Here is a 23,513-nt window from a genome sequence, read left to right as displayed (position 1 = left end):
TCTTACTCCAAGTCCGGCGGTTCCGCCAGAGTCCCCCCGGCCCCCGCAACGCCCCGGGCAAGCGTCGCTTTGGCCCTAGGCGGCGCTCTTTTGGGCGACGAGTTCGATCTCGACGAGCATCTTGGGATCCAGGAACGGCAGCACGTGAACGAGGGAGAGCGTGGGGCGGATGTCGCCGAAGACCTCGCCGTGGGCCCGGCCGGCCTCTTCCCACTGGCTGATGTCCGTCAGGTACAGCTTGGACTGCACCACGTCCTCGAAGCCGAAGCCGGCGTCGGCCAGCACGGCGCCGAGCTTCTGCAGGATGTAGCTGGTCTGGGTATAGAAGTCTTCGCCCACGATTCCGTCCTCGCCGCTGGCGGCGGTCGCGGAGATGTAGAGGGTGTTGTCCACCTGGACAGCCCGGGAATAGCCGAGGGTCTGTTCCCAGGTGGAGCCGGTACCGAAGGTCTTGCGCATGGTGGGCCTTTCGCAGTTGCCGCAGGGATCGGCACAACTGTAGGGCGCCGGACGGCCGGGCCGCCAAACCGGGTTGATTTGTGTCGGCGGACCTGCGCGGGGCCACCGCCCCGGCTAGAGTTCCTGGCGGTAAACGAGCAGTTTGATGTCCGTGCCCGGCACGAGCCAGTCGCGCTCCGGCGCCCGGACGAAGCCGGTCTTCAGGTAAAGGCCGTGGGCGCTTTCCCAGCTCTCGCCCGTGGTGAGGGCCACGGCGTGGATACCGGGAAGGGCCCTGGCGTGCTCGATGATGGCCTGGACCATGGCCTTGCCGGCACCGCTGCGCTGCACGGAGGGGTCCACCACGAGCATCCTGAACTCGAGCTCGTCGCTGAAGGCGATGTCCGCGTAGGGCTCGCCGGCGACCGCCAGCGTCACGGAGCCGAGGATCCGGCCCTCACGCTCGGCGACCCAAACCGTCGCGGCCGCCGCGCGCTGCCCGACGTTCTGGATCTGCTGCATGTAGGGGTGGTCGGCGCTCTCAAAGTAGCCTGCCGCCAGGTAGGCGTCCCGGGTGATGCGCGCTATGGCGTCGAAGTCGGCCGGAACGGCGGGGCGAATGAGGATCTGCGAAGGCACCTGTCAATGGTACGGGCGCCCGGCCCGGGCAGTGCCCGGAAAGGCCGTTTCCGTGACTGAACTATCACTCAGGCGCATCTGACAGGCGTAGAGCCGGCCCGGCGGGACGACGTTAGAGCGGGAACTTGCCGGAGAGTTCCAGCGGACCGGCGCACGTCCATGCGGCCAGGCGCTCGTCGTCGGAGGGGCCGCCGGCCAGGGGGCTGGTGAGCCGCGGCCGGCGCACCCAGCAGCCTGCCTCCTCGGCGATCAGGGCCCCGGCGGCGAAGTCGTGTTCGTTGAGCCCGCGCTCACCGTAGGCGTCGTGCGTGCCGTCCGCCACGAGGCACAGGTCCAGCGCCGCGGACCCGAGCCGGCGCATGTCGGCGAAGCCGTCCATCAGGCTGCCGAGGCCTGCGGCCTGTTCCGCCCGCACGCCGGGATCGTAGTTGAAGCCCGTGGCCAGGATCTGGCCGGTCCGTCCGGGGACCGGGCCGAACAGGGCGGTCACCTGGCCCTGTTCCTGGAGCCAGGCGCCCTCGCCGCGGGACGCGTAGTAGGTGCGTCCTAGCGCCGGTGCGCTGACGACGCCGGCCAGCCAGACGCCGTCGGCGTCGGCCACCGCCACGGAGGTGGCGTAGTAGACGATGTTGCGGATGAAATTGGTGGTGCCATCGAGCGGGTCGATGGACCAGCGGTAGCCGCTGGGCTCCGCCGGCAGGACGGTGCCGCCCTCCTCGCCCGTGATGATGTCCCACGGCCGGGCGGCGGTGATGACGTCCCGGACGGCGGCTTCGGCGGCGAGGTCGAAGGCGGTCACCCAGTCTCCTGAGTCGCCCTTGTTGCTGACGTCCAGGGCCGCAGTCTTCCGGGTGGCCAGGACGGCGGCCCCCGCCGCGGCGGCCGATTTGGCCAGTTCGAGCAGCCCCGGAACGCCAGGTGCGGGAGGACCCGCGGAGTGGGAACTCATTCGCCGGCCGGCCCGTTCGCCAGCAGGGCACGGAAGCCGTCCTCATCCAGGACCGGGACGCCAAGCTGTTCGGCCTTGTCCAGTTTGGTGCCGGCGTTCTCGCCCGCCACCACGTAGCTGGTGTTCTTCGACACCGATCCGGCCGCCTTGCCGCCGCGGATCAGGATGGCTTCCTTGGCCTCATCGCGGCTGAAGCCCTCGAGGCTCCCGGTCACCACCACGGTCAGCCCCTCCAGCGTCCTGGGCGTCGACTCGTCGCGTTCGTCCGCCATCCGGACGCCGGCGTCCGCCCAGCGGTCCACGATGTCGCGGTGCCAGTCCTCGGCGAACCATTCAGTCAGCGCCTGGGCGATGACCGGGCCCACGCCGTCCACGTGGGCGAGCTCCTCCTCGGAGGCCTGCCGGATGGCGTCCATGCTGCCGAACGCGGTGGCGAGGGCGCGCGAGGCCCGCGGGCCGACGTGCCGGATGGACAAAGCCACCAGGATCCGCCACAGCGGCTGGGATTTCGCTTTTTCCAGCTCCCGGAAGAGCTTGTCCGTCGTGGCCGTGGGCTTGGACGGGGTCTTGGTGGTGGCTTTGGTGAAGAAGTAGGGCACCAGCTCGAATTCCCCTGTGCCGGCGCCCTTGGAGCGCTTCTCCCGGCGGACACGGACGTCCGCGAGCTGCTCCGGAGTGAGGTCGAACAATGTCGCCTCGGTGGTCAGCGGCGGCTCCGCGGGCTCGGCCGGCTGGGTCAGTGCGATGGCGGCTTCCCAACCGAGGGCCTCGATGTCGAAGGCGCCGCGGCCGGCAAGGTGGAAGACGCGTTCGCGCAGCTGCGCCGGGCAGGACCGGGAGTTGGGGCAGCGGATGTCCACATCCCCTTCCTTCCCGGGGGCCAACGGCGTGCCGCACGCGGGGCATTCGGTGGGCATGATGAAGTCGCGGACGGGAGGGTCCTGCTGGTCCCGCAGCGCCAGCACCGGGCCCACAATTTCCGGTATCACGTCTCCGGCCTTGCGCAGCACCACAATGTCGCCGATCTTCACGCCCTTAGCCTTGACCACTTCCTGGTTGTGCAGGGTGGCCATTTCCACGGTGGAGCCGGCAACCTTGACCGGTTCCATCACGCCGTACGGGGTGACCCGGCCGGTGCGGCCGACGTTGACGGCGATGTCGAGCAGCTTGGTATGGACCTCTTCGGGCGGGTACTTGTAGGCCACTGCCCAGCGCGGCACCCGGGTGGTGTAGCCCAGGGCCCGCTGGGTGGCGAAGTCGTCCACCTTGATCACAATGCCGTCGATCTCGTGGGTGAGGCTGTGCCGCTTGTCGCCGTAGCGCTTGATGAATTCCAGGACGTCGGACAGCCCGGCCAGGACCTCGAAATACGGGCTCGTCGGCAGTCCCCACTCGGCCAGCTTGCGGTACGTCTCGGACTGGCTGGCGGTGTCGAGACCCTCGCGGGCGCCGATGCCGTGGACATACATCCGCAGCGGCCGCTTGGCGGTTTCCGCGGGGTCCTTCTGCCGCAGCGAACCCGCGGCGGCGTTGCGCGGGTTGGCCAGCGGCGCCTTGCCGGCCTCGATCAGGGCTTCGTTGAATTCCGCGAAGGCCTGCGACGGGATGAAGACTTCGCCGCGGACTTCCACCTCCGCCGGGAAGCCGGTGCCGCTGAGCTGCTGCGGGATTTCCTTGATGGTCAGGACGTTGTGCGTGATGTCCTCGCCGGTGGTGCCGTCCCCGCGGGTTGCGGCCCGGACCAGGGCGCCGTCGCGGTAGAGCAGGTTGACGGCCAGGCCGTCGATCTTCAGTTCGGTGAGCCACGACGGCGGGTTCCCGCCGTTGCCGAGCTTGGCGACCCCCGCCTCGGCCTTGACCATCCAGGCCTCCAGCTCCTCGAGCGAGAAGACATCCTCCAGGCTGTACATGCGCTGCAAATGCTGCACGGCGGCAAACGCCGCTGACACCTCGCCGCCGACTTCCTGCGTGGGCGAATCGTTGGCCACTAGTTCCGGATGCATGGCTTCGAGCGTTTCCAGCCGACGGTAGAGCTCGTCGAACTCGGCGTCGGAGATGATCGGCGCGTCCTGCTGGTAGTACGCAAAGCGGTGCTTGCGGACCTGCTCCACCAGGCCTTCATACTCCGCGCGGATGTCCCCGGACGGGACCTGCCCGTCGGGGCCCTGAGGGTCCGTGACGGGCCCGGGGGCTGCTTCGGCTGCTTCTTCAGTCCCTGCTGCGGTCTCTGCTGCGGTCTTCCCTGTGCTCACAGACCTATCCTGCCCTAGATCCCCGACATTGTCCGGTCCAGGGTCCGGTCTGGGGTCCGGTCCGGCCACAGATCGAACAGGTGAACACCTCGCCCGGCCCGGGGACGAATTCTGCGCCGGTGGAGAGCCGTGCTAGCCGCTGTTGACGGCGGCCAGATCGGCGGCCGGGCGGTCGCGAACGCCCAGTTTCGTGAGCGCGAGTGGGCCAAGGACGGTTCCGCTGAGGATGATGCCCGCGAAGATCAGGCATGAGAGCTGCCACGATCCACCGTCGTATAGCAGACCCGCCAGCAGCGACCCGGCTGCTGCCCCGAGCATCTCGGAGTTGGTCAGCAGGCTCATGCCGCGGCCCACGCGGTGCCGGTTGACCTCAGCTACGACTGCCCGCTGGATCGGCAGCAAGATCGCCCATGAGGCACTCGTGAGTACCCAGAGCGCGGCGATCACGAGCGGGCTGGGCGTGAACGCGAGGCCGGCCGCAGTCAGTGCCGACGCGACGGACGCGAGGACGTATCCCGTACGCCGGCCCCGCCGTTCAACGAACCGGTGCAGCGCTCGTGGCATAACCGTAAGCACGATGCCGCCCGGCAGGTAGATGAGTGCAATCTGGTAGACCTCCAGCTCAAGCGCCTTCTGCAGGTGAAGCAGCAGGAGCAGCGACACACCGGCCTCGGCGACTGCGGTCATCAGCGCGATCAGCAGCAGCGGGGCGAGGCGCCTGCCTTCGCCCCGGAACCCGTCCAACGGCTCCTCCTGCGGTGGCGCCAGGAACTTTGGCACGCGGAGCAGCAGGACCGCCGCGATAATACAGGCAACGGCGAGGGTCCCGAAGACCCCGCTGAAGCCGGTCAGAGGCAGCAGGACCATCGCTGGAATCCAGAAGAACCACGATCCGAGTGCTTCGGAGGACAGCAGCCCGGCCAGCGAGCCAGAGTCGCGATCGAGGAACTCGGCCGCGATTGCCCGGACCGCAATCCAAAAGAACGCGCCGCCGATACCGCCAACAATTGCAGCGGCGAAGGCGAGCGGCAGCGACGTCGCGACGGCGTAGCCGACGCAACTCACCGCGTAGAGCACGGCTCCTGCCGCACCCGCTGTCGTTCGCACCCGGGTGTCCACCAGCCAGCCGGAAATCGGACGTGCGATCACCGAGACGACGAGCTCGACGGCGACGAGGGCTCCGATCGCTCTTGGCCCGATGCCGAGTTCAATGCCGCCCCAGAGCGGGATCAGGAAGTCCATTATTTCCGCGGACCCTCCAATCAGGGTTGCGGCAGTGCCCGCTGCTTTCCTTCGATCCGGCTTAGTCCCCATGCCCGCGATCCTAAGGGACGAACCGCGAATTCGGTCTGACGCTGACCGCGAGGTCAGGCTGGCTCGTCCACGTTTGCAGTCCGGGCGTCGACCACGATCGCCGTGATGTTGTCCCGGCCGCCGCTGCGCAAGGCCGCCTGGATCAGTTCGTCCACGGCCGCCTGGGGGTCGGCCTCGGCCGCGAGGATGCCGGCGATCTTCTCATCGCTGAGTTCGCCGTTGAGGCCGTCGGAGCAGACCAGCATCCGGTCGCCGTCTTCAAGGGGAACCAGCCAGAAGTCGGCCTCGGAGTCATCCCCGGTTCCCAGCGCCCGTGTCACCACGTGCCTGCGGGGGTACACGGCGGCCTCGGCCTCGGTGATCTGGCCGGCGTCGAGGAGTTCCTGGACTTCGGAATGGTCCACGCTGATCTGTGCGAGCTGGCCGTGGCTGTACCGGTACGTGCGGGAGTCCCCGATGTTGAGGACAAGCCAGTACGGAACGTCCTGTTGTTCCACCACCACGACGCCGGACAGGGTGGTTCCGGCACGCGATCCGGTGGCGTGACGGATGCCCGCATCGGCCATGAGCAGGTACTCCTGCAGGATGTCCGCCGTCGCATCCCGGCTGCCGGTCTTGGACTGTGGCAGCTCGGCCAAGGTGCGCACGCAGATGCCGCTGGCAACTTCGCCGGCCTCGTGCCCGCCCATGCCATCCGCCACGGCGAAGACGGGGTCCGCGGCAATGAAGGAGTCCTCGTTCGCCTCGCGGCGCAGTCCCCGGTCCGTGCCGTACCCGCAGCGCAGTAGCGGTCCCTGTTTTCCGTCCGAGGGCGGGATGGGGGCGTCTGGCGATGGGTTCATGGCGGTCCTCAATACAGTGGTGCGCGGCTTCACTGGTGCGCGGGGGTTGACGGCGTTCACAACCCGGCCGGATCGCAACTGCCGGTCCGACTATTGCATACGCGCCGCTCAGCTGAGAAGCCCGCCACGGCCTGCCGCCGGGCTGATCCGGCGTTCAGTCCAGGATCAGGCCCCGGCCGCTGCCGGGCTGCAGCTGCACCGGGTGGATTTCACCGAACCCGCGGACGTCCTCGGCCGGCCGGGGCACCAGGACGAAGCGTTCGTCCTGCTCCAGCGCGGCCGCGGTCATCGAATCCACCAGCACGGTTCCAGGGTCCGCGAGAGCCGTCAGGCGGGCGGCGAGGTTGACGGTGGGTCCGTAGATGTCGCCGAGGCGGGAGAGGATGCGGCCCCAGACCATGGCCACGCGGGCCTGGGGCAGGATCTCGTCGTCGGTGAAGGCGCGGGACAGGGCCAGGGAAATCTCGGCGCCGGCCGCCGGAGTCTCGGCAATGTACAGGACCTCGTCGCCGACGGTCTTGACCAGCCGGCCGCCGCCGACCGAGATGATTTCGGCGCACTTGTTCTCGAAGCGCTGCACCAGCTGGGCGAGCGTCTTCTCGTTCATCCGGCGGGACAGGCTGGTGTACGAGACAAGGTCGGCGAAGCCGACCGCCCGGGCCAACGGCAGGGGCGCATCGTCCTCGTCGCCTTCGCGGCCCTCTTCGCTGGACTGCAGCCCGGCTTCGGCCCGGACGGCCAGGCGCTGCACACCGGCGTTGAGCTGGCGGCGCCAGGAGTAGGCGAGCATCTCCTCGAGGGGGTCGATCAGGTTCGGCAACTCGCTGACGAGCCGCTTGCGGGCGACGGCGTCAGTCACGCCATGTTCCTGGACCATGTCCTCCACGAGGGCCTCGATCTGCCACACCACCATCCGGTCGGTCATCTGGCCGATGGCCCGGGTGATGGAGATTGCCGCTTCCTCGGTGAGCTTGCCGTCGCGCACCAGGTCCACGATGGTGGACAGGGCGGCCTGGTCACGCTCGGTGAAGGCGACATCTTCATCCCCGAGGTTGGGAAAACCCAGGGCGCGCCAAAGTTTCCGGGCAGAGAGCAGCGAGAGCCCCGCACCGGCGGCGACTTCACGACGCCGAAGCTTGCGTTCTCCGCCCAGCAGCCGCGCTTCCAGGGCCTTGGCGGCGAGCCGTTCAGCGGACATCGTGCCGGTGGGCGGGGCCACGGGTTCAGGTTCGGCAGGTTCTTCGGGCTCGACTTCGTCGGGTTCGGCGGGTTCGTTGGGCTCGACTTCGTCGGGTTCGAGTTCGGGTTCGGCGGCGGGTTCGATGAGCGCGCCGGCTTGGGCGCCGAAGGCGGTCCCGGCGTCGCTGTCGGCGGCAGCCGAACCGGAGGCGTCCTCGGGCTCCCGGGGCAAATCCGGGGCAGCGAGATCGATGTCCTGGTGGACGTTCTCAGCGTTCATCTCTTCCACCTTCTCTCGTCTCCCACGGCCAGGCCTCGCCCGGGTTGTCGGTCATGCCATCGGCGCCGGACGCCTCGCCCTGCGGGAGGTCGTCGATGGCGTCCAGCAGGAAATTACGGAATGTCGCGACCTCCGGGACATCGGGGACCACCGTTCCAAGGGGGTACCCGGTCTCCAAGGATATATTCCCGGAGTGCAATAGGCGCTGCAACAAGGATTGCTCAATGGCCACATGCCGGACGGCGGCGAGGGGTATCTGTTCATCGCGCCGCCGTAACATGCCGTATCGGGCAACTATGCGCTGGCTGGTGAGGATGTAGCGGGTGGCATGCCACGCGATGACCCGCGGGAGACAATAGCCCAGCAGCACCCACGCCGCCAACGCCAGGCACACGGCGAGGAGCCAGGGCGTCCACTCTTTCGGGACGAGGGGGACGAGCCGCGCCGGACCGCCCTTGACAACCCAGGCGCAGGCGTACGCGGCCAAGGCCGGAACAACAATGAACATCAGCGCCGGGACAATGAGCATCCTGGGCTGGGGCCGGGTCACCACAATCACTTGCTCTCCCGGCAGGAGCACTCTACGCATAGCCGCTTTCTGCTCCGCCGCTGCCGGTGCCCTGGCCGCCGGTCCCGGCCGGGTTCCACGGCCTCAGGTGCACGACGTCGCCGGCGGTCACCACATGTTCATGGCCCGCGGCATCGACCACCAGGAGTGAGCCGTATTCGTCCAGGCGCGTGGCGTGGCCAATGATCTCGTGGTCGCCCGGGAGTTGGGCCCGGACCTGCTTGCCGAGGGTTGAGAGGAGGTGCTCCACGCGTTTGTGCAGCGACGGGCCACCGGCCATGCCGGCGGTGGGGTCGCCGTCGGCGTTGCAGAAACTCCGGTACAGGGTGGCGAAGCGGGACAGGTAGCTCTTCAGGAGCTCCGTCCGGTCCACTGTGTCGGGATTCTCCAGCAGCACGGAGGTGGCGGTGGGAACCGGGAGTTCGGGCTCCGTCAGCGTGACGTTCAGGCCGGCGCCGAGGATGACCGGCGGCGCGCCGCCGGCGCCGAGCGGGCCGAGCTGGGCCAGGATGCCGGCGATTTTCCGGCCCCGGACCAGGACGTCGTTGGGCCATTTGAGTTCCGCCGGAAGGCCTGCCGTTTCCGTCAGGGCCTCACGCAGGGCGAGGGCGGCCAGGAGGGAGAGCCAGGAGTACCTGTGGGTCGGCAGCGGCCGGCCGGCCGCGTTGACTGGCAGGAGCACCAGGGAGACGGAGACCGAACTGCGGGCCGGCGCCTCCCACCGGCGGTCGAGCCGGCCGCGCGCGTCGCTCTGGTACTCGGCGGTCAGCACTGACAGGTCCGGCCACGCGCCGGGTTCCTCGGTCACCCCGCGGAGGAGATCGGCGTTGGTGGAGCCGGTGGACTCAAGCACCGTCAGGCGCGGAATTCCGTTCGCGGACAGGAACGCCTCATCGCTGAGGGCACTCAGGTCCAGGGGCGGACGGTCCGGGGTTTCCTGCGCGGTTTCCATCCTTGAATCCTACCGAGGAAAGCGCACCGGGGCCCCGGCCGTCTGCCTCACATGCCTCCGCCGAAACTCCCCACCTTTGGCCGGGGTGTCCGGCGTGTCGGCTGGACACACCGCTGATTCCGGCGCCCGGACGCCAAATGAGGGGAAATTCCGCGGGGCAGACGGCCGCAAAACACCCAGCAAGTTCAGAGGAAGATGTCCGGGACCAGCAGGGCCTCCGGCGCGCCGAGGCTGTACGGGCTGAAGTCCGTCACCCCTGCCGCCGCGAGAACCTGTTCATCGGTGTAGAAGTTACCGCTCCGGCTGCCGTGGGCGGGGACAGCGTTGCCGCCGGTCAGCACGGCGTGGGCGGCGTCGGCCATGATTTCGGGGCTGCGGGCGCCCTTGACGATCATGTCGCCGCCGGGCATGTTGCGGATCGCCGCGGTGTCGATCAAGGTGCACGGCCAGAGCGAGTTCACACTGACGCCGTCGGCCTTGAGCTCCTCGGCCAGCCCCAGCGTGGTCAGGCTCATGCCGTACTTGGCCATGGTGTAGGCCAGGTGCAGGCCGGCCCACTTCGGATCCAGGTTCAGGGGCGGGGAGAGCGTGAGGATGTGCCCTGCATCGGATGCCCGCAGCGCCGGCAGTGCCATCTTCGAGAGCAGGAAGGTGCCACGGACGTTGATGTCCTGCATGAGGTCGTAGCGCTTCATGTCCACGTCGTCGGTCGAGGAGAGGTCGATCGCCGAAGCATTGTTGATGACGACGTCGATCCCGCCAAAGCGGTCCACAGCGGCGCCGACAGCCCCGGCGACGTCGGCGTCGTTGCGCACGTCGCCGACCAGCGGCAACGCTTGGCCGCCGGCGGCCTCGATCTGTTCTGCCGCGGTATACACGGTGCCCTCGAGCCTGGCGTGCGGCTGGCCGGTCTTGGCCATCAGGACGATATTGGCGCCGTCCCGGGCTGCGCGGAGCGCGATGGCCAGGCCGATGCCGCGGCTGCCCCCCGAGATGAGGACAGTGCGGCCATGAAGGGAACCGGCGGCCTGGTACGGCCCTGTGGCGGTGCCCGAAGCATCGTTGCTTGAAGTCATGCCCACACTCTAGCCGACCAATGTTACTGGCGGGTAACAAAGTGGTGAGGGAGCTTCGCGGCGGGAAAATTGTAGGTTCCCTACAGCGGCACCGGCCAATACCGTCACTAGACTTGCCAGCAGAGCCCTGCTTTTGTGGATTCCAGCCAAAGGACCCCACGCGACGGGCGCCGTACAACCTTGCGACAGAGCCGGAGAAACTTGATGAGCCACGATCTGACCACGACTGCGGGAAAGATTGCAGATTTCCGCGACCGCCAGGCCCGTGCCGAACAGCCCTCCGGCCCGGAAGCGATCGCCAAGCAGCACGCGCGCGGCAAGAACACCGCCCGCGAGCGCATCGACCTGTTGCTGGACGCCGGCTCCTTCGTCGAATTCGATGCGCTGGCCGTGCACCGCTCCACCGCCTTCGGCATGGAGAAGAAGAAGCCCCTCGGCGACGGCCTCGTCTCCGGCTACGGCACGGTGGACGGCCGCCCGGTCGCGGTCTACAGCCAGGATTTCTCCGTCTACGGTGGCTCGCTGAGCCAGGTCAACGGCGAAAAGATCGTCAAGGTCCAGGAGTTCGCGCTGCGCAACGGCTGCCCCGTGGTGGGCATCCTCGACGGCGGCGGTGCCCGCATCCAGGAGGGTGTCGCCTCCCTGGCGATGTTCGCGGACATCTTCCGCAACAACGTCCACGCCTCCGGCGTCGTCCCGCAGATCTCGCTGATCATGGGCCCCTCCGCCGGCGGCGCGGCCTACTCCCCCGCCCTGACCGACTATGTGGTCATGGTGGACAAGACCTCGCACATGTTCATCACCGGCCCGGACGTCATCAAGACCGTCACCGGCGAAAACGTGGACATGGAAACCCTCGGCGGCGCCCGGCAGCACAACGCCAACACCGGCACCTCGACTTATCTGGCCTCCGACGAGGCCGACGCCGTCGAGTTCGTCCGCGAACTGCTCGACTTCCTGCCCTCCAACAACCTCGCCGAGGCACCGGTGCTGGAGCACCAGCAGGAACTGGAGGTCGACGACGACGACCTCGCCCTGGATGCGCTGATCCCGGACTCGGCCAACCAGCCGTACGACATGCGCAAGGTCATCGAGCAAATTGTCGACGACGCCCACTTCCTCGAGATGCAGTCCCTCTATGCCCCGAACGTGATCATCGGCTACGGCCGGGTCGAGGGCCACACGGTTGGCATCGTGGCCAACCAGCCCATGCAGTTCGCCGGCACCCTGGACATTGCGGCCTCGGAAAAGGCCGCCCGCTTCGTCCGGCACTGCGATGCCTTCAACATCCCCATCATCACGCTCGTGGACGTGCCGGGCTTCCTGCCGGGCAAGGACCAGGAGTTCCAGGGCATCATCCGCCGCGGCGCCAAGCTGCTCTACGCGTATGCCGAGGCCACCGTGCCCAAGCTGACCGTGATCACCCGCAAGGCCTACGGCGGGGCCTACATCGTGATGGGCTCCAAGAAGCTCGGCGCGGACCTCAACCTGGCCTGGCCCACCGCCCAGATCGGCGTCATGGGCGCCCAGGGTGCCGTGAACATCCTGTACCGCCGCGAACTCGCCGCGGTGGCCGAGGACGGCGGCGACGTCGAGGCCAAGCGCGCCGAGGTGATCCGCCAGTACGAGGAAGAGCTGCTCAACCCCTACCAGGCCGCCCAGCTCGGCTACGTGGACGCCGTCATCGCACCGTCCGAGACCCGGATGCAGATCATCAAGGGCCTGCGCGCCCTCCGGGACAAGCGGGCAGCCCTGCCCGCCAAGAAGCACGGGAACATCCCGCTGTGAGCCCCATCCGCCCCCTAACCTCGCAAGTCCCCACCGGCTCCCAGCCTTCGCAAGCTCAGGCCGGGTCCCTCGCCGGCGTGGGCCCACGGCCAGAAGGACCCGCCGACAGCCTCGACTCGCCGCTTCTCTCAGTCGTGAAGGGCGAACCGACGCCGGAGGAGCTGGCGGCGCTGACCGCCGTCGTGCTGTCCCTGGGGCAGACCCAGCAGGCGGCACCGGAAAGCCCCGGCGTCCGGCACTGGGTCCGCCGGCAGCAGCTTCGGCTGGCGCCGAGGCCCGGTCCGCAGGCCTGGCGCCGCAGCCTGGGCTGAGCCGACGCGGTCCAGCGTCCAGGCAAGGCCTGCCCGCAGCCGAAATCTGCACGGGAGAGTTGCGCGCGAAAAAGTTCAGTGACTCTTTCATAACCGCGGCGGCCGGGCTAGTCTCGTCGGGTGACTACCGAAATCATCGCCTCAGACAACACTGCCCCCGCGCGCCAGCAGACGGCCATTGACGCCGTCGCCGACGCCTACACGGACACCCTGATCCGGCTTAACCCGAGCTTCGCCACCGAACTCGGCCTGCCCGGGCACGAGACGGAGTACCAGGACTTCTCCCCCGCCGGCCACGAGGAATTCGCGGCCGCCGCCCGCGAGGCACTTGCGGCGCTGGACGGGCTGGAGCCGGTTGACGACGTCGACGCCGTCACCCTCGATGCCATGCGCGAGCGGTTGGGCCTGCAGCTGGAAATCCACGAATCGGGCTGGGCCACGGCCGATCTGAACAACATCGCCTCCCCGTCCCAGGACATCCGCGCGATCTTTGACCTCATGCCGACGGATACCGCCGGGCAGTGGGAGCACATCGCGGGTCGGGCCCACAATGTCACCGCCGCCATCGACGGCTACATCGAGTCGCTGCGTTCGGCGATGCAGGACGGCAAAGTGGCCGCGGCCCGCCAGGTTTCGATCGTGATCGAGCAGGCCACCAAGCACGCCGCGGACGACGGCTTCTTCGCCAAGCTCGCCGCCGGCGCCAAGACCGCGGACGGCCCGCTCCCGGCGGAACTGCAGTCCCGGCTCGACGCCGGCGCGGCAGCTGCCCGGGTGGCGTACTCCCGGCTCGCAGGTTTCCTCGAGTCCGAGCTCCTGCCCGTCGCCCCGGCCAAGGACGCTGTGGGCCGCGCCCGCTACGCCCTGGCCTCCCGGGACTTCCTCGGCGCCACCGTGGACCTGGAGGAGACCTACGCTTGGGGTGTCCAGGAACTCGACCGCCTCATCGCCGAACAGGAACGGGTGGCTGGCGAAATCCGGCCCGGCGCCACGGTGGAGGAAGCCAAAGAGATCCTCAACAACGATCCCGCCCGCCAGCTCAAGGGCACCGACGCCCTCCAGGCCTGGATGCAGGAACTGTCCGACAAAGCCGTCGCGGAGCTCGCCGGCGTCCACTTCGAGATCCCGGACGTCATGAAAACGCTGGAGTGCCGGATCGCGCCCACCGATGAAGGCGGCATCTACTACACGGGACCCTCGGAGGACTTCAGCCGCCCGGGCCGCATGTGGTGGTCCGTGCCGGCCGGTGAAGACACCTTCACCACGTGGGCCGAAACCACCACCGTGTACCACGAGGGCGTGCCCGGCCACCACCTCCAGGTCGCCACCGCCACCTACCGCCGGGAGCTGCTGAACAAGTGGCGCCGCAGCGTGTGCTGGACCTCGGGCCATGGCGAAGGCTGGGCACTCTACGCGGAGAAGCTCATGCAGGAGCTCGGCTACCTCAATGATCCCGGCGACCACATGGGCATGCTGGACATGCAGCGCATGCGTGCGGCCCGCGTGGTGTTCGACATCGGCGTGCACCTGGAACTCGAAGTCCCCGAGCGCTGGGGCAGCGGCATCTGGACCTCCGAGAAGGGCTTTGACTTCCTCCGCGCCAACCTGCCGATCAGCGAGGGGCAGCTGAAGTTCGAGTTCACCCGCTACCTGGGCTGGCCGGGACAGGCCCCGTCCTACAAGGTGGGCCAGCGGCTCTGGGAGCAGATCCGGGAAGAGCTGGAATCCCGCCCCGGCTTCGACCTCAAGGCCTTCCACACGAAGGCCCTGAACATCGGCTCGGTGGGCCTGGACACCCTCAAGCGCGCGCTCCTGGGGTAAGCCGGGTTCCGTGGGCTGACCTGCACGGACAGTGGGCAGACGGCCGGTTGGGGCGACTATTCGCGGGGCGAAGTCGCCGCAGCCGGCCGTCCGTCTGTCCCGGGCAAATGGACCTTGGCCCAATAGTCGACTAGTCTCTGGGGGACACATTTTCTGGGCTTTTGAACGCCCGGGTCGGCGGCTGGGGCTGCGACTCAAGTGTCCGGTGTACCTTTGCCCTCCGGCAGGGCGCCGGTCATGCAAGTACCTCCGCAACTGCGGCATGGTCTTGCTGACTGTCAGTATGCGCGCGTCGTCCCCGCAGCAATTACGCGGGACAACGCCTATGAACCAGGCGCATGCATAGAGGTACCAGCACCTTGGTCTCCGGTGCGAGCTATTGACAATAGAATCCCGCGTGAACGAATAGCGCCAGCATCCCGGCGCTCCGCGAAGGAGCGCAGAGGAAAAGCCAGGCGCTGAGCTTCTGCCGGAACCTCGCTGAGGCATCCTGCAGCGGCTGACGATTGCCGGGCATACACAAGACCCCATATTGGAGCCCCTATGAGGAATATCGCCTCATTCCTAAGTCCACCGACCAATGACGCCGCGAAAGCGCGGACGCGGATCCGGAAGCGCACAGCGGCATCCGTGGTTGCGACGGCCGTCGTCGTGGCTGCGGCCACGCTTAGCGCCCCGGCACCCCTGAACGCCGCGACGCCGACTGCCACGCCCACCGCTACGACAACGGCGTGCAATCCGCTGCCCTTCAACCTCCCGGCGCCCGCGAACCGGCACACCTCGGTGAAGAAGGCGTGGGCCTACTACTTCCCGCCGTTCCCGCTCGCAGTCGACAGCCCCGACGCCACCCGCGACGTCTACCCGCGCTGGATGGACACCCACAACTCCGCCAACGGCGCGTACGACCTCCGGGACCGTCCGGCTGCTCCCCAGCGTGCAACCCAGACCACCTGGCGGCAGGCCGATTTCGAGAAGGAGGTCCGGCAGGCAGTCGGAGCGGGCCTGGACGGATTCATCTGGGAATACAACAGCTCCACCGATATCCGCTGGCAGCAGCTGCCGGCCATGCTCGCCGCCGCCAAGGCGGTTGACCCAGGCTTCAAGATCATGCTCAGCCCGGACTTCAACACGGCCGCCGGCTCCACCTCTGACAGCGTTTACAACAACGTCATGAAGGTGAAGGACGACCCGTCCATCTACCGGAACAATGCCGGCATCGTGCTCGCCCCGTTCTTCCCGGAACGCAAGACTCCCTCGTGGTGGGACGGGCTCCGGAGCCGCCTCGCCTCCTCCGGCGTCAAATCCAACCTCGTACCCATCTTCATTTCGTGGGGCGGAGGAACCCAAAAGACGGACTGGAACAATTCGGTGTCCGGGTATTCGCAATGGGGCACCCGCACCGCCAGCGGCGTTCCGACCCTCGCCAAGGAAAGCGCTGAAGCCCACCGCCGCGGCAAGACCTACATGCAGCCGGTGGCGTTCGAGGATTCACGGTCCTACGACGGGCGGTACTGGGAATCATCCAACAGCTCCACCCTGCGCGATTCCCTGGCCTCGGCGGTCACCAGCAACGCCGACTCCATTGCGCTCATCGCCTGGAACGACTACACCGAGTCCTGGGTGGCACCTTCCAAGGACCGCGGCTATGCCGTGCTGGACATGGCTGCCTACTACATTTCCTGGTTCAAGAACGGGGTCAAGCCCGCGATCACCCAGGATGCCTTGTACTGGAGCCACCGCTCGCACCCCACGAACGCTCCGTATTCGATGACCCCCATCGGTCGCAACGGCAAACCCACGCCGATGTACATCCCGAACGGTGACGCGGCGAAGAACGAAGTCGAACTCGTGGCCGTGCTGAAGACCCCGGGGCGTCTGACCATCACCCAGGGCAGCAACGTCAAGACCATGGACGCCCCGGCCGGACTGACCTCCTTCAAGGTTCCGCTCGTGGCCGGGACCACGCCGTCCTTCAAGCTCGCACGTAGCGGGGCGACGGTCCAGACAGTCACCAGCAACACCCCGGTGCGCTCCTCCGTGGCGTACCAGGACATGATTTACCACGCAGGCGGCGGCGTCGCAGGCACCTGCGCACGCTAGGCCCTCCCTGCCCGGGATGGCAGTTCGCGGCAGTGTGTCTCCAGAGCACTGCCGCGAACCGTCATCTCGCGCCTCACCGGGCGGCCCGGGCCGCCCGGCGACGAGACAATCACCACACCGCTTGCCGGAATAACTTCACAAAAGCCCCTGCCGGCGCGGCAAGCCCGGGCATTCCGCGGCGCGGGGCCACCCGTGGCGCCGTAACATTTCTCAACATCCGTTCGTCATGCTATTGGCAACGGTCCTAGCGTGTTCCGGTGACCACTCAGACAAGCACCCCCGCACCCGCTGGAAAGACCGGGTTCCAGCTGCCCAAATGGGCCGGCTCGTTCGGCTTCCAGATCATTGCCGCCCTGATCGTCGGCCTGGGCCTTGGCCTGCTGGCCAAGTACACCGGCAGCACCAAGGCCAACCCCAACGCCCTCGGCACCACGCTGCAGACCATCGGCTCGAGCTACGTCTCGCTGCTGCAGACCGCCGTGGTCCCCCTGATCTTCACCGCCGTCGTCAGCTCAATTTCCAACCTGCGCGCCGTTTCCAACGCGGCCCGGCTGGCTTGGAACACGCTGCTCTGGTTCGCGATCACCTCGCTAATCGCCGTGCTGATCGGCATCGGCCTGGGCGTGCTGCTGCAGCCCGGCGCCGGAACCGGCATCAGCCAGGAAGCGAAGTACGCCGGCAAGTCCGGTGACTGGTGGGCCTTCCTGACCGGGCTGTTCCCGAAGAACTTCCTGGGCCTCGGCGCGACCACCACCGTCACTGACGGCGTCGCCACCACCGCCGTGAGCTTCAACGTCCTCCAGATCCTGGTAATCGCGATCGCCGTCGGCATCGCCGCGCTGAAAGTGGGCAAGGCGGCCGAGCCGTTCCTGGCCCTGAACGCCTCCGCCCTCGCCGTCATCCAGAAGGTCCTCTGGTGGATCATCCGGATCGCGCCGCTGGGCACGATCGGCCTGATCGGCAACGCCGTGGCCGTCTACGGCTGGGACACCATCGGCTCGCTCGGCAAGTTCACCGTGGCGATCTACATCGGCCTGGCGCTCGTGCTGTTCGTGGTCTACCCCGTGCTGATCCGCAGCCACGGACTGTCCATCAAGCAGTACTACTCCGGCGTGTGGCCGGCCGTGCAGCTGGCCTTCGTCTCCCGCTCCTCGATCGGCACCCTGCCGCTGACCCAGCGCGTGACCGAACGAAGCCTGGGTGTCCCCCGCGCCTACGCCTCCTTCGCCGTGCCGCTCGGCGCGACCACCAAGATGGACGGCTGCGCGGCGATCTACCCGGCCGTGGCGGCGATTTTCGTGGCCCAGTTCTTCGGCATCCAGCTCGACTTCACCCAGTACCTGCTGATCGCACTGGTGTCCGTGCTCGGCTCTGCCGCGACCGCCGGCACTACGGGCGCCGTCGTGATGCTGACGCTGACGCTCTCCACGCTGGGACTGCCGCTGGCCGGCGTCGGCCTGCTGCTGGCCATCGACCCGATCCTGGACATGGGACGCACCGCCGTCAACGTGGCCGGGCAGGCATTGATCCCGGCGATCGTGGCCAAGCGCCAGGGCATCCTGGACGAAACGCTGTACAACGCGCCGCGGAACGGCGATCCGTTTAGCGACGACGTCGATGGCACCGCGGCCGTCGACCCCTCCGCCGCCGCCACTCCCGCGGCAGGACGGGACGAGCGGGAACTGGCTGACGCCAGGGCGTAACAACAGAACGAGTGTTCACCAGAGAAGTCCCCGGGAATCCCCGGGGACTTCTCTGGTTTTCCGGCTTCTTTACCGGCTTCGGCTTTAATCGGCCTCGGCCCGAGTCCGCCCGGACCTAGTGTCCGCCGATCACACCCTTTTCGGCGGCCTTGGTGACTGCGTCCGCTTCTGCCTGGGTCAGGGTGCCGTCCTTGACGGCCTGGTCCAGCCGGGGCTTCAGTGCCGCGGCGTGATTGGCCTGTTCCGCGGTACGCAATTCCTCCAGGGCAGCGGTGACCTTGGCTTCATCGATGCCGAGCGACTTCGCCAGGGACGCGGCCAGGGCCTTCTCCATTGCGGCGCGGTCCGGCTTCTGCCCTGGGGCCGGCGGGGTGGCCGGCCTGTTGGCTTCGCGGAAAGTCTTCAGGGCGTCGGTGACCTTCGCCTCGTCGACGCCGAGCTTGGCGGCGAGTTCTTTGGCGCGGGAGCCGAACTCCGCACCGCCGTGGCCGCGATGTCCACCGCGCATGCCGTAGCCGTCGGCGAAGTTGTTCCCGGGAGCACTCGAGCTGGGTGTCGGGGCGGGCGTCGGCGTCGTGGTGGCGGAGGCCATCCCGGCGACTCCGAGCCCTGCGCCCAGTGCCACGGCCGCCGCCCCGAGGCCGAGCGCGATTTTCGTTGTGCGTGACATCTGCTGTCTCCTGGATCTGCCGCGCGGTGACGGCGCTTGAAGCTGATGGTTCGTCCGGGGAAGGCTGCTCCACGAGCATCTCCAGTCTGCACCTGCCCCAGCAGAGATAGCTGTTTCCCAGCTTTCACTTTCCTGTGAATCCGGCAGGGACGCCCAGAGGGCAAAAAGAGGGCACAATGGCGGCAAAGGTGGATAGGCTCTGGGCATGCTGATCGTCACTTCGAATGACATCCCGGGCCACCGGATCGACGCCGTCTTCGGCGAAGTCATGGGCCTGACCGTCCGCTCCCGGGACATCACGGTCCAGCTCATGGCGGGCTTCCGTTCCCTGGGCGGCGGCGAGGTGCTGGAAATGACGAGGGCCCTCTACGACAGCCGGCAGGATGTCATGGCCCGGATGGTGGCCGAGGCCGAGCAGCGCGGCGCGAACGCCATCGTTGCCATGCGCTTCGATACATCGGCGATCGGGCAGAACTGGACGGAGATCTGCGCTTACGGCACAGCCGTTTTTGCCATGCCGCTCTCGCAGAATGAGCCCGGGGCAACGGGCCAGTCGATCTACCTGACCAATTCCGGCGACGCGGCAGCCCAGCTCAAGCCTTGAGCGCCGATCCTGCCAGCCCCACCGCCCCTGGAAAATACTTGCCCAGAGTGCAAACATGCACGTAGTGTAAGCGCGTGTCCCCATCGCCCTCCCCCTCCGCCGCCCACGCCGCCGCATCCGGCGACCTCGGTGTCCCCTCGCGCCGCGAACTGAACAAGGCCGCTACCCGGCAGGCCATCACGGACGCCGCCATGGACCTGCTCCGCACGCGGGGACCCGGAAACTTCACGGTGGAGGACATCGCCGACGCCGCCGGGATCTCCCGGCGCACGTTCTTCAACTACTTCGGCAGCACCGAGGCGGCGCTCGCCTCGGTGACGTTCGGCTTCCTGGACACGGCACTTCAGCAGTTCCGGCTCCGCCCGGCAGGCGAGCCCATCCTGGAATCGGCCCGCGCAGCCCTCGTTGAACTGGCCGATCCCATGACCGTCGCACCGGTGGCCGAGCTCTACAGCCTGGGCCAGACCAACCCCCAGCTCAGCCGCTCCGAGCTGGAAGCCTGGGACCACTGCACCGAACAGATCATCGACGCCGCCCGCGAACGTTTTGCGCTGGCGGCGGCCGGCGACGTCGACGAGCTCTACCTCCGCGCCCTCGCCGGCTCTGTCATCTCGTGCGGAAAAGCCGCCATGGATGTCTGGTTTGCCCGCTGCGGCGGCGACCTGGCCCCCGAGTCCCTGTCCGTCCTGCGCCAGCTCCTGATCGATTCCATGGGCCTCCTCGGCTCCGGATTCGCGTCCCACTCCCCCGCCACCCCTTCCCCAGATCGGCACTGACATGGCCCTGTTGCTCTACCGTCTCGGCAAGTTCTCCTACCGCCACCGCTGGCTCGTCATCTCCCTCTGGCTCGCCGTCCTGGTGGCCGTCGGCGGCGCGGCTGCGGCCTTCCACGGCACCATGTCCAACAACTTCCAGATCCCCGGCACTGAAACCCAGCAGATGGCGGACAAGCTGAAGCAGGAGCTGCCCAAGTCCTCCGGCGGCTCGGCCGGCATCGTCTTCGAGTCGCAGAACGGCCCGTTCACGCAGGCCGGCAAGGACGCGGTCTCGGCTGCGCTGACCAAGCTGAAAGCCCTCCCCGATGTTCAGGGCACCGTGGACCCGTTCGCCACCCAGGCCCAGCTGGACAAGGCCGTCACGGATCTTGCCGCCGGCGAGCAGCAGGCATCCGCAGGACAGGCGCAGCTGGACGCGTCGGCCGCCCGACTGGCCGCCGGCAAGGCCCAGCTGGCCGCCGCCGAGCAGCAGATGACCGCGGCCGGCATGTCCGCCGAGGCCATCGACGCCCAGCTTGGCCAGCAGAAGGCTGCCCTCGCCGCGGGCCAGGAGAAGCTCGACGCCGGGACCAAGGAACTCGAGGCCGGCGCGGCCAAGCTCGCCCTGGCCAAACGCCAGTTGGAGGCCTCGCAGGGCATGCGGTTCGTATCCGAGGACGGCACTGCGGCAATCGCCCAGGTCCAGTTCAAGACCTCGATCAACGGGCTGGCCCCCGCCGTGCGCCAGCAGGTCCAGGACGTCGCCCACGAAGTCTCCTCCGCCGGCGTGACCGCCCTGGCCAGCAAGGAAATCACGGAGGACGTTTCGGAGCTGTTCGGCATCTCGGAGATCCTCGGCATCGCCATCGCGGCGCTGGTGCTCATCGTCATGCTGGGAACCCTGATCGCCGCCGGGCTCCCCCTGCTGATGGCCCTGGTCGGTGTGGCGGTGGGCGTCGGCGGCACCTTTGCCCTCAGCGGCGCCGTCGACATGAGTTCCATCTCCCCGATGTTGGCGCTTATGCTGGGCCTCGCCGTCGGCATCGACTACTCCCTGTTCATCGTCAATCGTCACCGCGGCCAGCTCCTGGCCGGCATGGACGGCGAGGAATCCGTCGCCCTCGCCACCGGCACCTCGGGCAACGCGGTGCTGTTCGCGGGCCTGACCGTCATCATCGCCCTCGCGGCCCTCGTGATCCCGGGCCTTCCCTTCCTGGCCGTGATGGGCCTGTCCGCCGCCGCAACGGTGGCAGTCGCCGTCGTTGTCGCCCTGACCCTCACCCCCGCCGTGCTGTCCCTGATCGGGCCCCGGCTCATCTCCCGCCGGGTCTGGGCCAAGGCGGAAAAGCACAACGCCGCCCCCGGCCACGAGAGCGCGGACCGTGCCCGCGACGAACGCCGCAGCAAACAGGGCTGGGGCGGACTCGTCACCCGGCACCCGGTCCTGGCACTGCTGGCCGGTGTCCTGCTGTTGGGCATCGTGGCGCTGCCGGCCAGCCAGTTGCGGCTCGCGCTGCCCGACGGCGGGTCCGAGCCTGTGGAGTCGCAGGCGTTCAAGGCCTATGACGTCACCGGCCGCAGCTTCGGCGAAGGCATGACTGGGCCGATCGTGGTGGTGGGCGACTTCCCGGCCGGCCTGAGCGCGGAGGAAGCCACAGCCAAGCAGCTCGACGTCGCCGACATCCTCCGCGGCACTGGCAACGTCACCGCCGCCATTCCTGTGGCGCTGAGCGAGGACCGCCGCACCGCGGTGTTCCAGGTCATCCCGCGGGAAGGCCCGGCCAGCGCGAGCACTGTCCAGGTGGTCTCCGAGCTGCGCGCCGAAAAGGACCGCATCAAGGATTCCACCGGGGTCAGCATCGGCCTCACGGGCCAGACCGCCGGCAACGTCGACGTCTCCGCGAAACTCGGCGATGCCCTGCCCCCGTACCTGGCCATCGTCGTCGGGCTGTCCCTGATCCTGCTGTTGCTCGTGTTCCGCTCCATCGTGGTGCCTCTGCTGGCCACGGGCGGTTTCCTGCTCTCGCTCGCGGCCGCCTTCGGAGCCGTCGTCGCGGTCTACCAGTGGGGCTGGCTGGGAACGGTGTTCGGCGTCGAAAACCCGGGCGCCGTGCTGAGCTTCCTGCCAATCATCCTGATCGGCGTGCTGTTCGGGCTGGCCATGGACTACCAGGTGTTCATCACCTCGGGCATGCGTGAGTCCTTCATGCACGGGGAATCGGCCCGGCATGCGGTCCGCACCGGCTTCAGCCATGCCGCGTCCGTAGTCACCGCCGCCGCCATCATCATGGTCAGCGTGTTCGCCGGCTTCATCTTCTCGCACCTGAACATGGTCCGGCCGCTTGGCTTCGCGATGGCCTTCGGTGTCCTGGTGGACGCGTTTGTGGTCCGCATGACGATCGTTCCGGCCGTGATGTACCTTCTCGGCGACAAGGCGTGGTGGCTGCCCCGCTGGCTGGACCGGATCCTGCCGGACGTCGATGTCGAGGGCTCCAAGCTCCGGCCCGCGGCTTCAGCCTCAGCTTCGGCCGACAGCGAGCCCGAGCCGGAGGAGATCGGCGCGCGCTAAAGCCCGACGAGTTGCCCTAAAGCCGCCCGCTGATCATTCTGATCGGCGGGCGGCTTTTTTGTGCGTGCAAGCCTGGACAGCTTGAGATCCGTTCGACGCTCAAGCCGCCAGTGAGCCTGAGGGCCGCATACGCTTGAGCGTCTTCGCGCGATGGCGCTCGTCGCGGCGCTGGCGGCGGGAATACGCGCTCACTTCGCCGGCAGGCGATCCGGGCAGGGGTGGCGCGGTGGAGTGGTAGGTGTGGCCGGTGGGGGTGGTGAGTTCGATGGTGTGCCTCGCGCCGATGCTCGAGGCGGATCCGGGTGCGGCTTCGGGGCTGGGGCGTGCTTTCCAGCCGGGGGTTTCTTTGGTGTGGTTGCAGGCTTCGCAGAGGCCGGCGGCGTTGTCCGTGGTGGTCGGGCCGCCGGTGTGCCAGGGAATGATGTGGTCCAGGTGGCGGATGGGCGCGTCGCAGTAGGGGGTGCGGCAGGTGTCGTCGCGGGCCTGGATGAAGCGGCGGTGCCCGGGTGGGAAGAGCCGGGCGCGGGAGTCCATCCCCACGAGCTCCCCGCTCCCGGGGTGGGTGTAGAGCCGCCGGAGCCAGAGGTTGAACGCGGGGTCATCGCCGCTCCCTCCGGTGCCACCCGGTCCAGGGCGACCACTGTGCCCCGGACCGCCGGACTGGCCGTCACCGTTTCTGTCCGTGTTTCTGTCCCCGTGTTTG

The 23,513-nt window shown here is 68.1% G+C and carries 20 protein-coding genes; 8 read left to right on the top strand and 12 right to left on the bottom strand.

The window, feature by feature from the left end; all coding sequences use genetic code 11:
- Positions 1-75: 75 nt before the first annotated feature.
- The 10 genes from AC1D1A_RS11380 to AC1D1A_RS11335 form a co-directional block, all read right to left on the bottom strand.
- Positions 76-459 (bottom strand): RidA family protein, encoded by a 384-nt coding sequence (locus tag AC1D1A_RS11380; protein WP_476849359.1) that lies wholly within the window; start codon positions 457-459, stop codon positions 76-78.
- Positions 460-573: 114 nt separating this feature from the next.
- Positions 574-1,077: a GNAT family N-acetyltransferase gene (locus AC1D1A_RS11375; protein ID WP_028278313.1), complete on the bottom strand. Its 504-nt coding sequence runs from the start codon at positions 1,075-1,077 to the stop codon at positions 574-576.
- 112 nt (positions 1,078-1,189) lie between these two features.
- Positions 1,190-2,026, bottom strand: coding sequence for an inositol monophosphatase family protein (locus AC1D1A_RS11370; RefSeq protein WP_476849357.1), 837 nt, complete (start codon positions 2,024-2,026; stop codon positions 1,190-1,192).
- Entirely contained in the window at positions 2,023-4,278 is a 2,256-nt protein-coding gene (gene ligA / locus AC1D1A_RS11365) for an NAD-dependent DNA ligase LigA (RefSeq protein ID WP_476947770.1), read from the bottom strand. The genes AC1D1A_RS11370 and ligA overlap by 4 nt, the downstream gene beginning before the upstream one ends.
- A gap of 132 nt (positions 4,279-4,410) precedes the next feature.
- Positions 4,411-5,592, bottom strand: a complete 1,182-nt coding sequence (locus tag AC1D1A_RS11360) for an MFS transporter (protein ID WP_476947769.1) — start codon at positions 5,590-5,592, stop codon at positions 4,411-4,413.
- A gap of 53 nt (positions 5,593-5,645) precedes the next feature.
- On the bottom strand, positions 5,646-6,434 hold the full coding sequence (locus AC1D1A_RS11355) for a PP2C family protein-serine/threonine phosphatase (protein WP_476947768.1): 789 nt from the start codon (positions 6,432-6,434) through the stop codon (positions 5,646-5,648).
- 154 nt (positions 6,435-6,588) lie between these two features.
- A complete protein-coding gene (locus AC1D1A_RS11350) occupies positions 6,589-7,893 on the bottom strand; it encodes an adenylate/guanylate cyclase domain-containing protein (RefSeq protein ID WP_476947767.1) in 1,305 nt (434 codons plus the stop codon).
- The gene (locus AC1D1A_RS11345) at positions 7,883-8,482 is read right to left on the bottom strand and encodes a PH domain-containing protein (RefSeq protein WP_476947766.1); all 600 of its coding nucleotides are present in this window, start codon (positions 8,480-8,482) and stop codon (positions 7,883-7,885) included. The genes AC1D1A_RS11350 and AC1D1A_RS11345 overlap by 11 nt, the downstream gene beginning before the upstream one ends.
- On the bottom strand, positions 8,475-9,413 hold the full coding sequence (locus AC1D1A_RS11340) for a biotin--[acetyl-CoA-carboxylase] ligase (RefSeq protein WP_476887187.1): 939 nt from the start codon (positions 9,411-9,413) through the stop codon (positions 8,475-8,477). The genes AC1D1A_RS11345 and AC1D1A_RS11340 overlap by 8 nt, the downstream gene beginning before the upstream one ends.
- A gap of 185 nt (positions 9,414-9,598) precedes the next feature.
- Positions 9,599-10,489: an SDR family oxidoreductase gene (locus tag AC1D1A_RS11335; RefSeq protein WP_476947765.1), complete on the bottom strand. Its 891-nt coding sequence runs from the start codon at positions 10,487-10,489 to the stop codon at positions 9,599-9,601.
- 204 nt (positions 10,490-10,693) lie between these two features.
- Between AC1D1A_RS11335 and AC1D1A_RS11330 the strand changes: the two genes are divergently transcribed.
- The 5 genes from AC1D1A_RS11330 (at position 10,694) to AC1D1A_RS11310 (ending at position 18,212) form a co-directional block, all read left to right on the top strand.
- Positions 10,694-12,277 (top strand): acyl-CoA carboxylase subunit beta, encoded by a 1,584-nt coding sequence (locus AC1D1A_RS11330; protein WP_476947764.1) that lies wholly within the window; start codon positions 10,694-10,696, stop codon positions 12,275-12,277.
- Between the two features lie 77 nt (positions 12,278-12,354).
- Positions 12,355-12,588: an acyl-CoA carboxylase subunit epsilon gene (locus AC1D1A_RS11325; RefSeq protein WP_459385969.1), complete on the top strand. Its 234-nt coding sequence runs from the start codon at positions 12,355-12,357 to the stop codon at positions 12,586-12,588.
- Between the two features lie 120 nt (positions 12,589-12,708).
- The gene (locus tag AC1D1A_RS11320) at positions 12,709-14,409 is read left to right on the top strand and encodes a DUF885 domain-containing protein (RefSeq protein WP_476856506.1); all 1,701 of its coding nucleotides are present in this window, start codon (positions 12,709-12,711) and stop codon (positions 14,407-14,409) included.
- Positions 14,410-14,952: 543 nt separating this feature from the next.
- Positions 14,953-16,509: a glycoside hydrolase family 71 protein gene (locus AC1D1A_RS11315; RefSeq protein WP_476856507.1), complete on the top strand. Its 1,557-nt coding sequence runs from the start codon at positions 14,953-14,955 to the stop codon at positions 16,507-16,509.
- 257 nt (positions 16,510-16,766) lie between these two features.
- Positions 16,767-18,212 carry a dicarboxylate/amino acid:cation symporter gene (locus tag AC1D1A_RS11310; protein WP_223914098.1) on the top strand — a complete coding sequence of 482 codons (1,446 nt, stop codon included), beginning with the start codon at positions 16,767-16,769 and terminating at the stop codon, positions 18,210-18,212.
- 115 nt (positions 18,213-18,327) lie between these two features.
- Here AC1D1A_RS11310 and AC1D1A_RS11305 read toward each other — a convergent pair whose 3' ends face one another.
- Positions 18,328-18,882: a Clp protease N-terminal domain-containing protein gene (locus AC1D1A_RS11305; RefSeq protein ID WP_230008431.1), complete on the bottom strand. Its 555-nt coding sequence runs from the start codon at positions 18,880-18,882 to the stop codon at positions 18,328-18,330.
- Between the two features lie 205 nt (positions 18,883-19,087).
- On the opposite strand from AC1D1A_RS11305, the gene AC1D1A_RS11300 reads away from it, so the two are divergent.
- The 3 genes from AC1D1A_RS11300 (at position 19,088) to AC1D1A_RS11290 (ending at position 22,810) form a co-directional block, all read left to right on the top strand.
- Positions 19,088-19,486, top strand: a complete 399-nt coding sequence (locus tag AC1D1A_RS11300; protein WP_476947763.1) for a YbjQ family protein — start codon at positions 19,088-19,090, stop codon at positions 19,484-19,486.
- A 74-nt stretch (positions 19,487-19,560) separates the two neighbouring features.
- Positions 19,561-20,262, top strand: a complete 702-nt coding sequence (locus tag AC1D1A_RS11295) for a TetR/AcrR family transcriptional regulator (protein WP_476947762.1) — start codon at positions 19,561-19,563, stop codon at positions 20,260-20,262.
- Position 20,263: 1 nt separating this feature from the next.
- Positions 20,264-22,810 carry an MMPL family transporter gene (locus AC1D1A_RS11290; protein ID WP_476947761.1) on the top strand — a complete coding sequence of 849 codons (2,547 nt, stop codon included), beginning with the start codon at positions 20,264-20,266 and terminating at the stop codon, positions 22,808-22,810.
- 99 nt (positions 22,811-22,909) lie between these two features.
- Here AC1D1A_RS11290 and AC1D1A_RS11285 read toward each other — a convergent pair.
- Positions 22,910-23,513 (bottom strand): HNH endonuclease (locus AC1D1A_RS11285; protein WP_476947760.1); only part of this gene is annotated, 604 nt, incomplete at its 5' end.

This window comes from Arthrobacter sp. P1_B9, from assembly GCF_056406495.1.
This window is presented reverse-complemented; position numbering and strand designations above follow the sequence as displayed.

Bases quoted from the DNA above. Each gene is read 5' to 3' on its own strand.
- AC1D1A_RS11380 (WP_476849359.1), bottom strand. From the start codon at position 459: ATGCGCAAGACCTTCGGTACCGGCTCCACCTGGGAACAGACCCTCGGC.
- AC1D1A_RS11370 (WP_476849357.1), bottom strand. From the start codon at position 2,026: ATGAGTTCCCACTCCGCGGGTCCTCCCGCACCTGGCGTTCCGGGGCTG.
- AC1D1A_RS11360 (WP_476947769.1), bottom strand. From the start codon at position 5,592: ATGGGGACTAAGCCGGATCGAAGGAAAGCAGCGGGCACTGCCGCAACC.
- AC1D1A_RS11355 (WP_476947768.1), bottom strand. From the start codon at position 6,434: ATGAACCCATCGCCAGACGCCCCCATCCCGCCCTCGGACGGAAAACAG.
- AC1D1A_RS11350 (WP_476947767.1), bottom strand. From the start codon at position 7,893: ATGAACGCTGAGAACGTCCACCAGGACATCGATCTCGCTGCCCCGGAT.
- AC1D1A_RS11345 (WP_476947766.1), bottom strand. From the start codon at position 8,482: ATGCGTAGAGTGCTCCTGCCGGGAGAGCAAGTGATTGTGGTGACCCGG.
- AC1D1A_RS11340 (WP_476887187.1), bottom strand. From the start codon at position 9,413: ATGGAAACCGCGCAGGAAACCCCGGACCGTCCGCCCCTGGACCTGAGT.
- AC1D1A_RS11335 (WP_476947765.1), bottom strand. From the start codon at position 10,489: ATGACTTCAAGCAACGATGCTTCGGGCACCGCCACAGGGCCGTACCAG.
- AC1D1A_RS11330 (WP_476947764.1), top strand. From the start codon at position 10,694: ATGAGCCACGATCTGACCACGACTGCGGGAAAGATTGCAGATTTCCGC.
- AC1D1A_RS11315 (WP_476856507.1), top strand. From the start codon at position 14,953: ATGAGGAATATCGCCTCATTCCTAAGTCCACCGACCAATGACGCCGCG.
- AC1D1A_RS11305 (WP_230008431.1), bottom strand. From the start codon at position 18,882: ATGTCACGCACAACGAAAATCGCGCTCGGCCTCGGGGCGGCGGCCGTG.
- AC1D1A_RS11300 (WP_476947763.1), top strand. From the start codon at position 19,088: ATGCTGATCGTCACTTCGAATGACATCCCGGGCCACCGGATCGACGCC.
- AC1D1A_RS11290 (WP_476947761.1), top strand. From the start codon at position 20,264: ATGGCCCTGTTGCTCTACCGTCTCGGCAAGTTCTCCTACCGCCACCGC.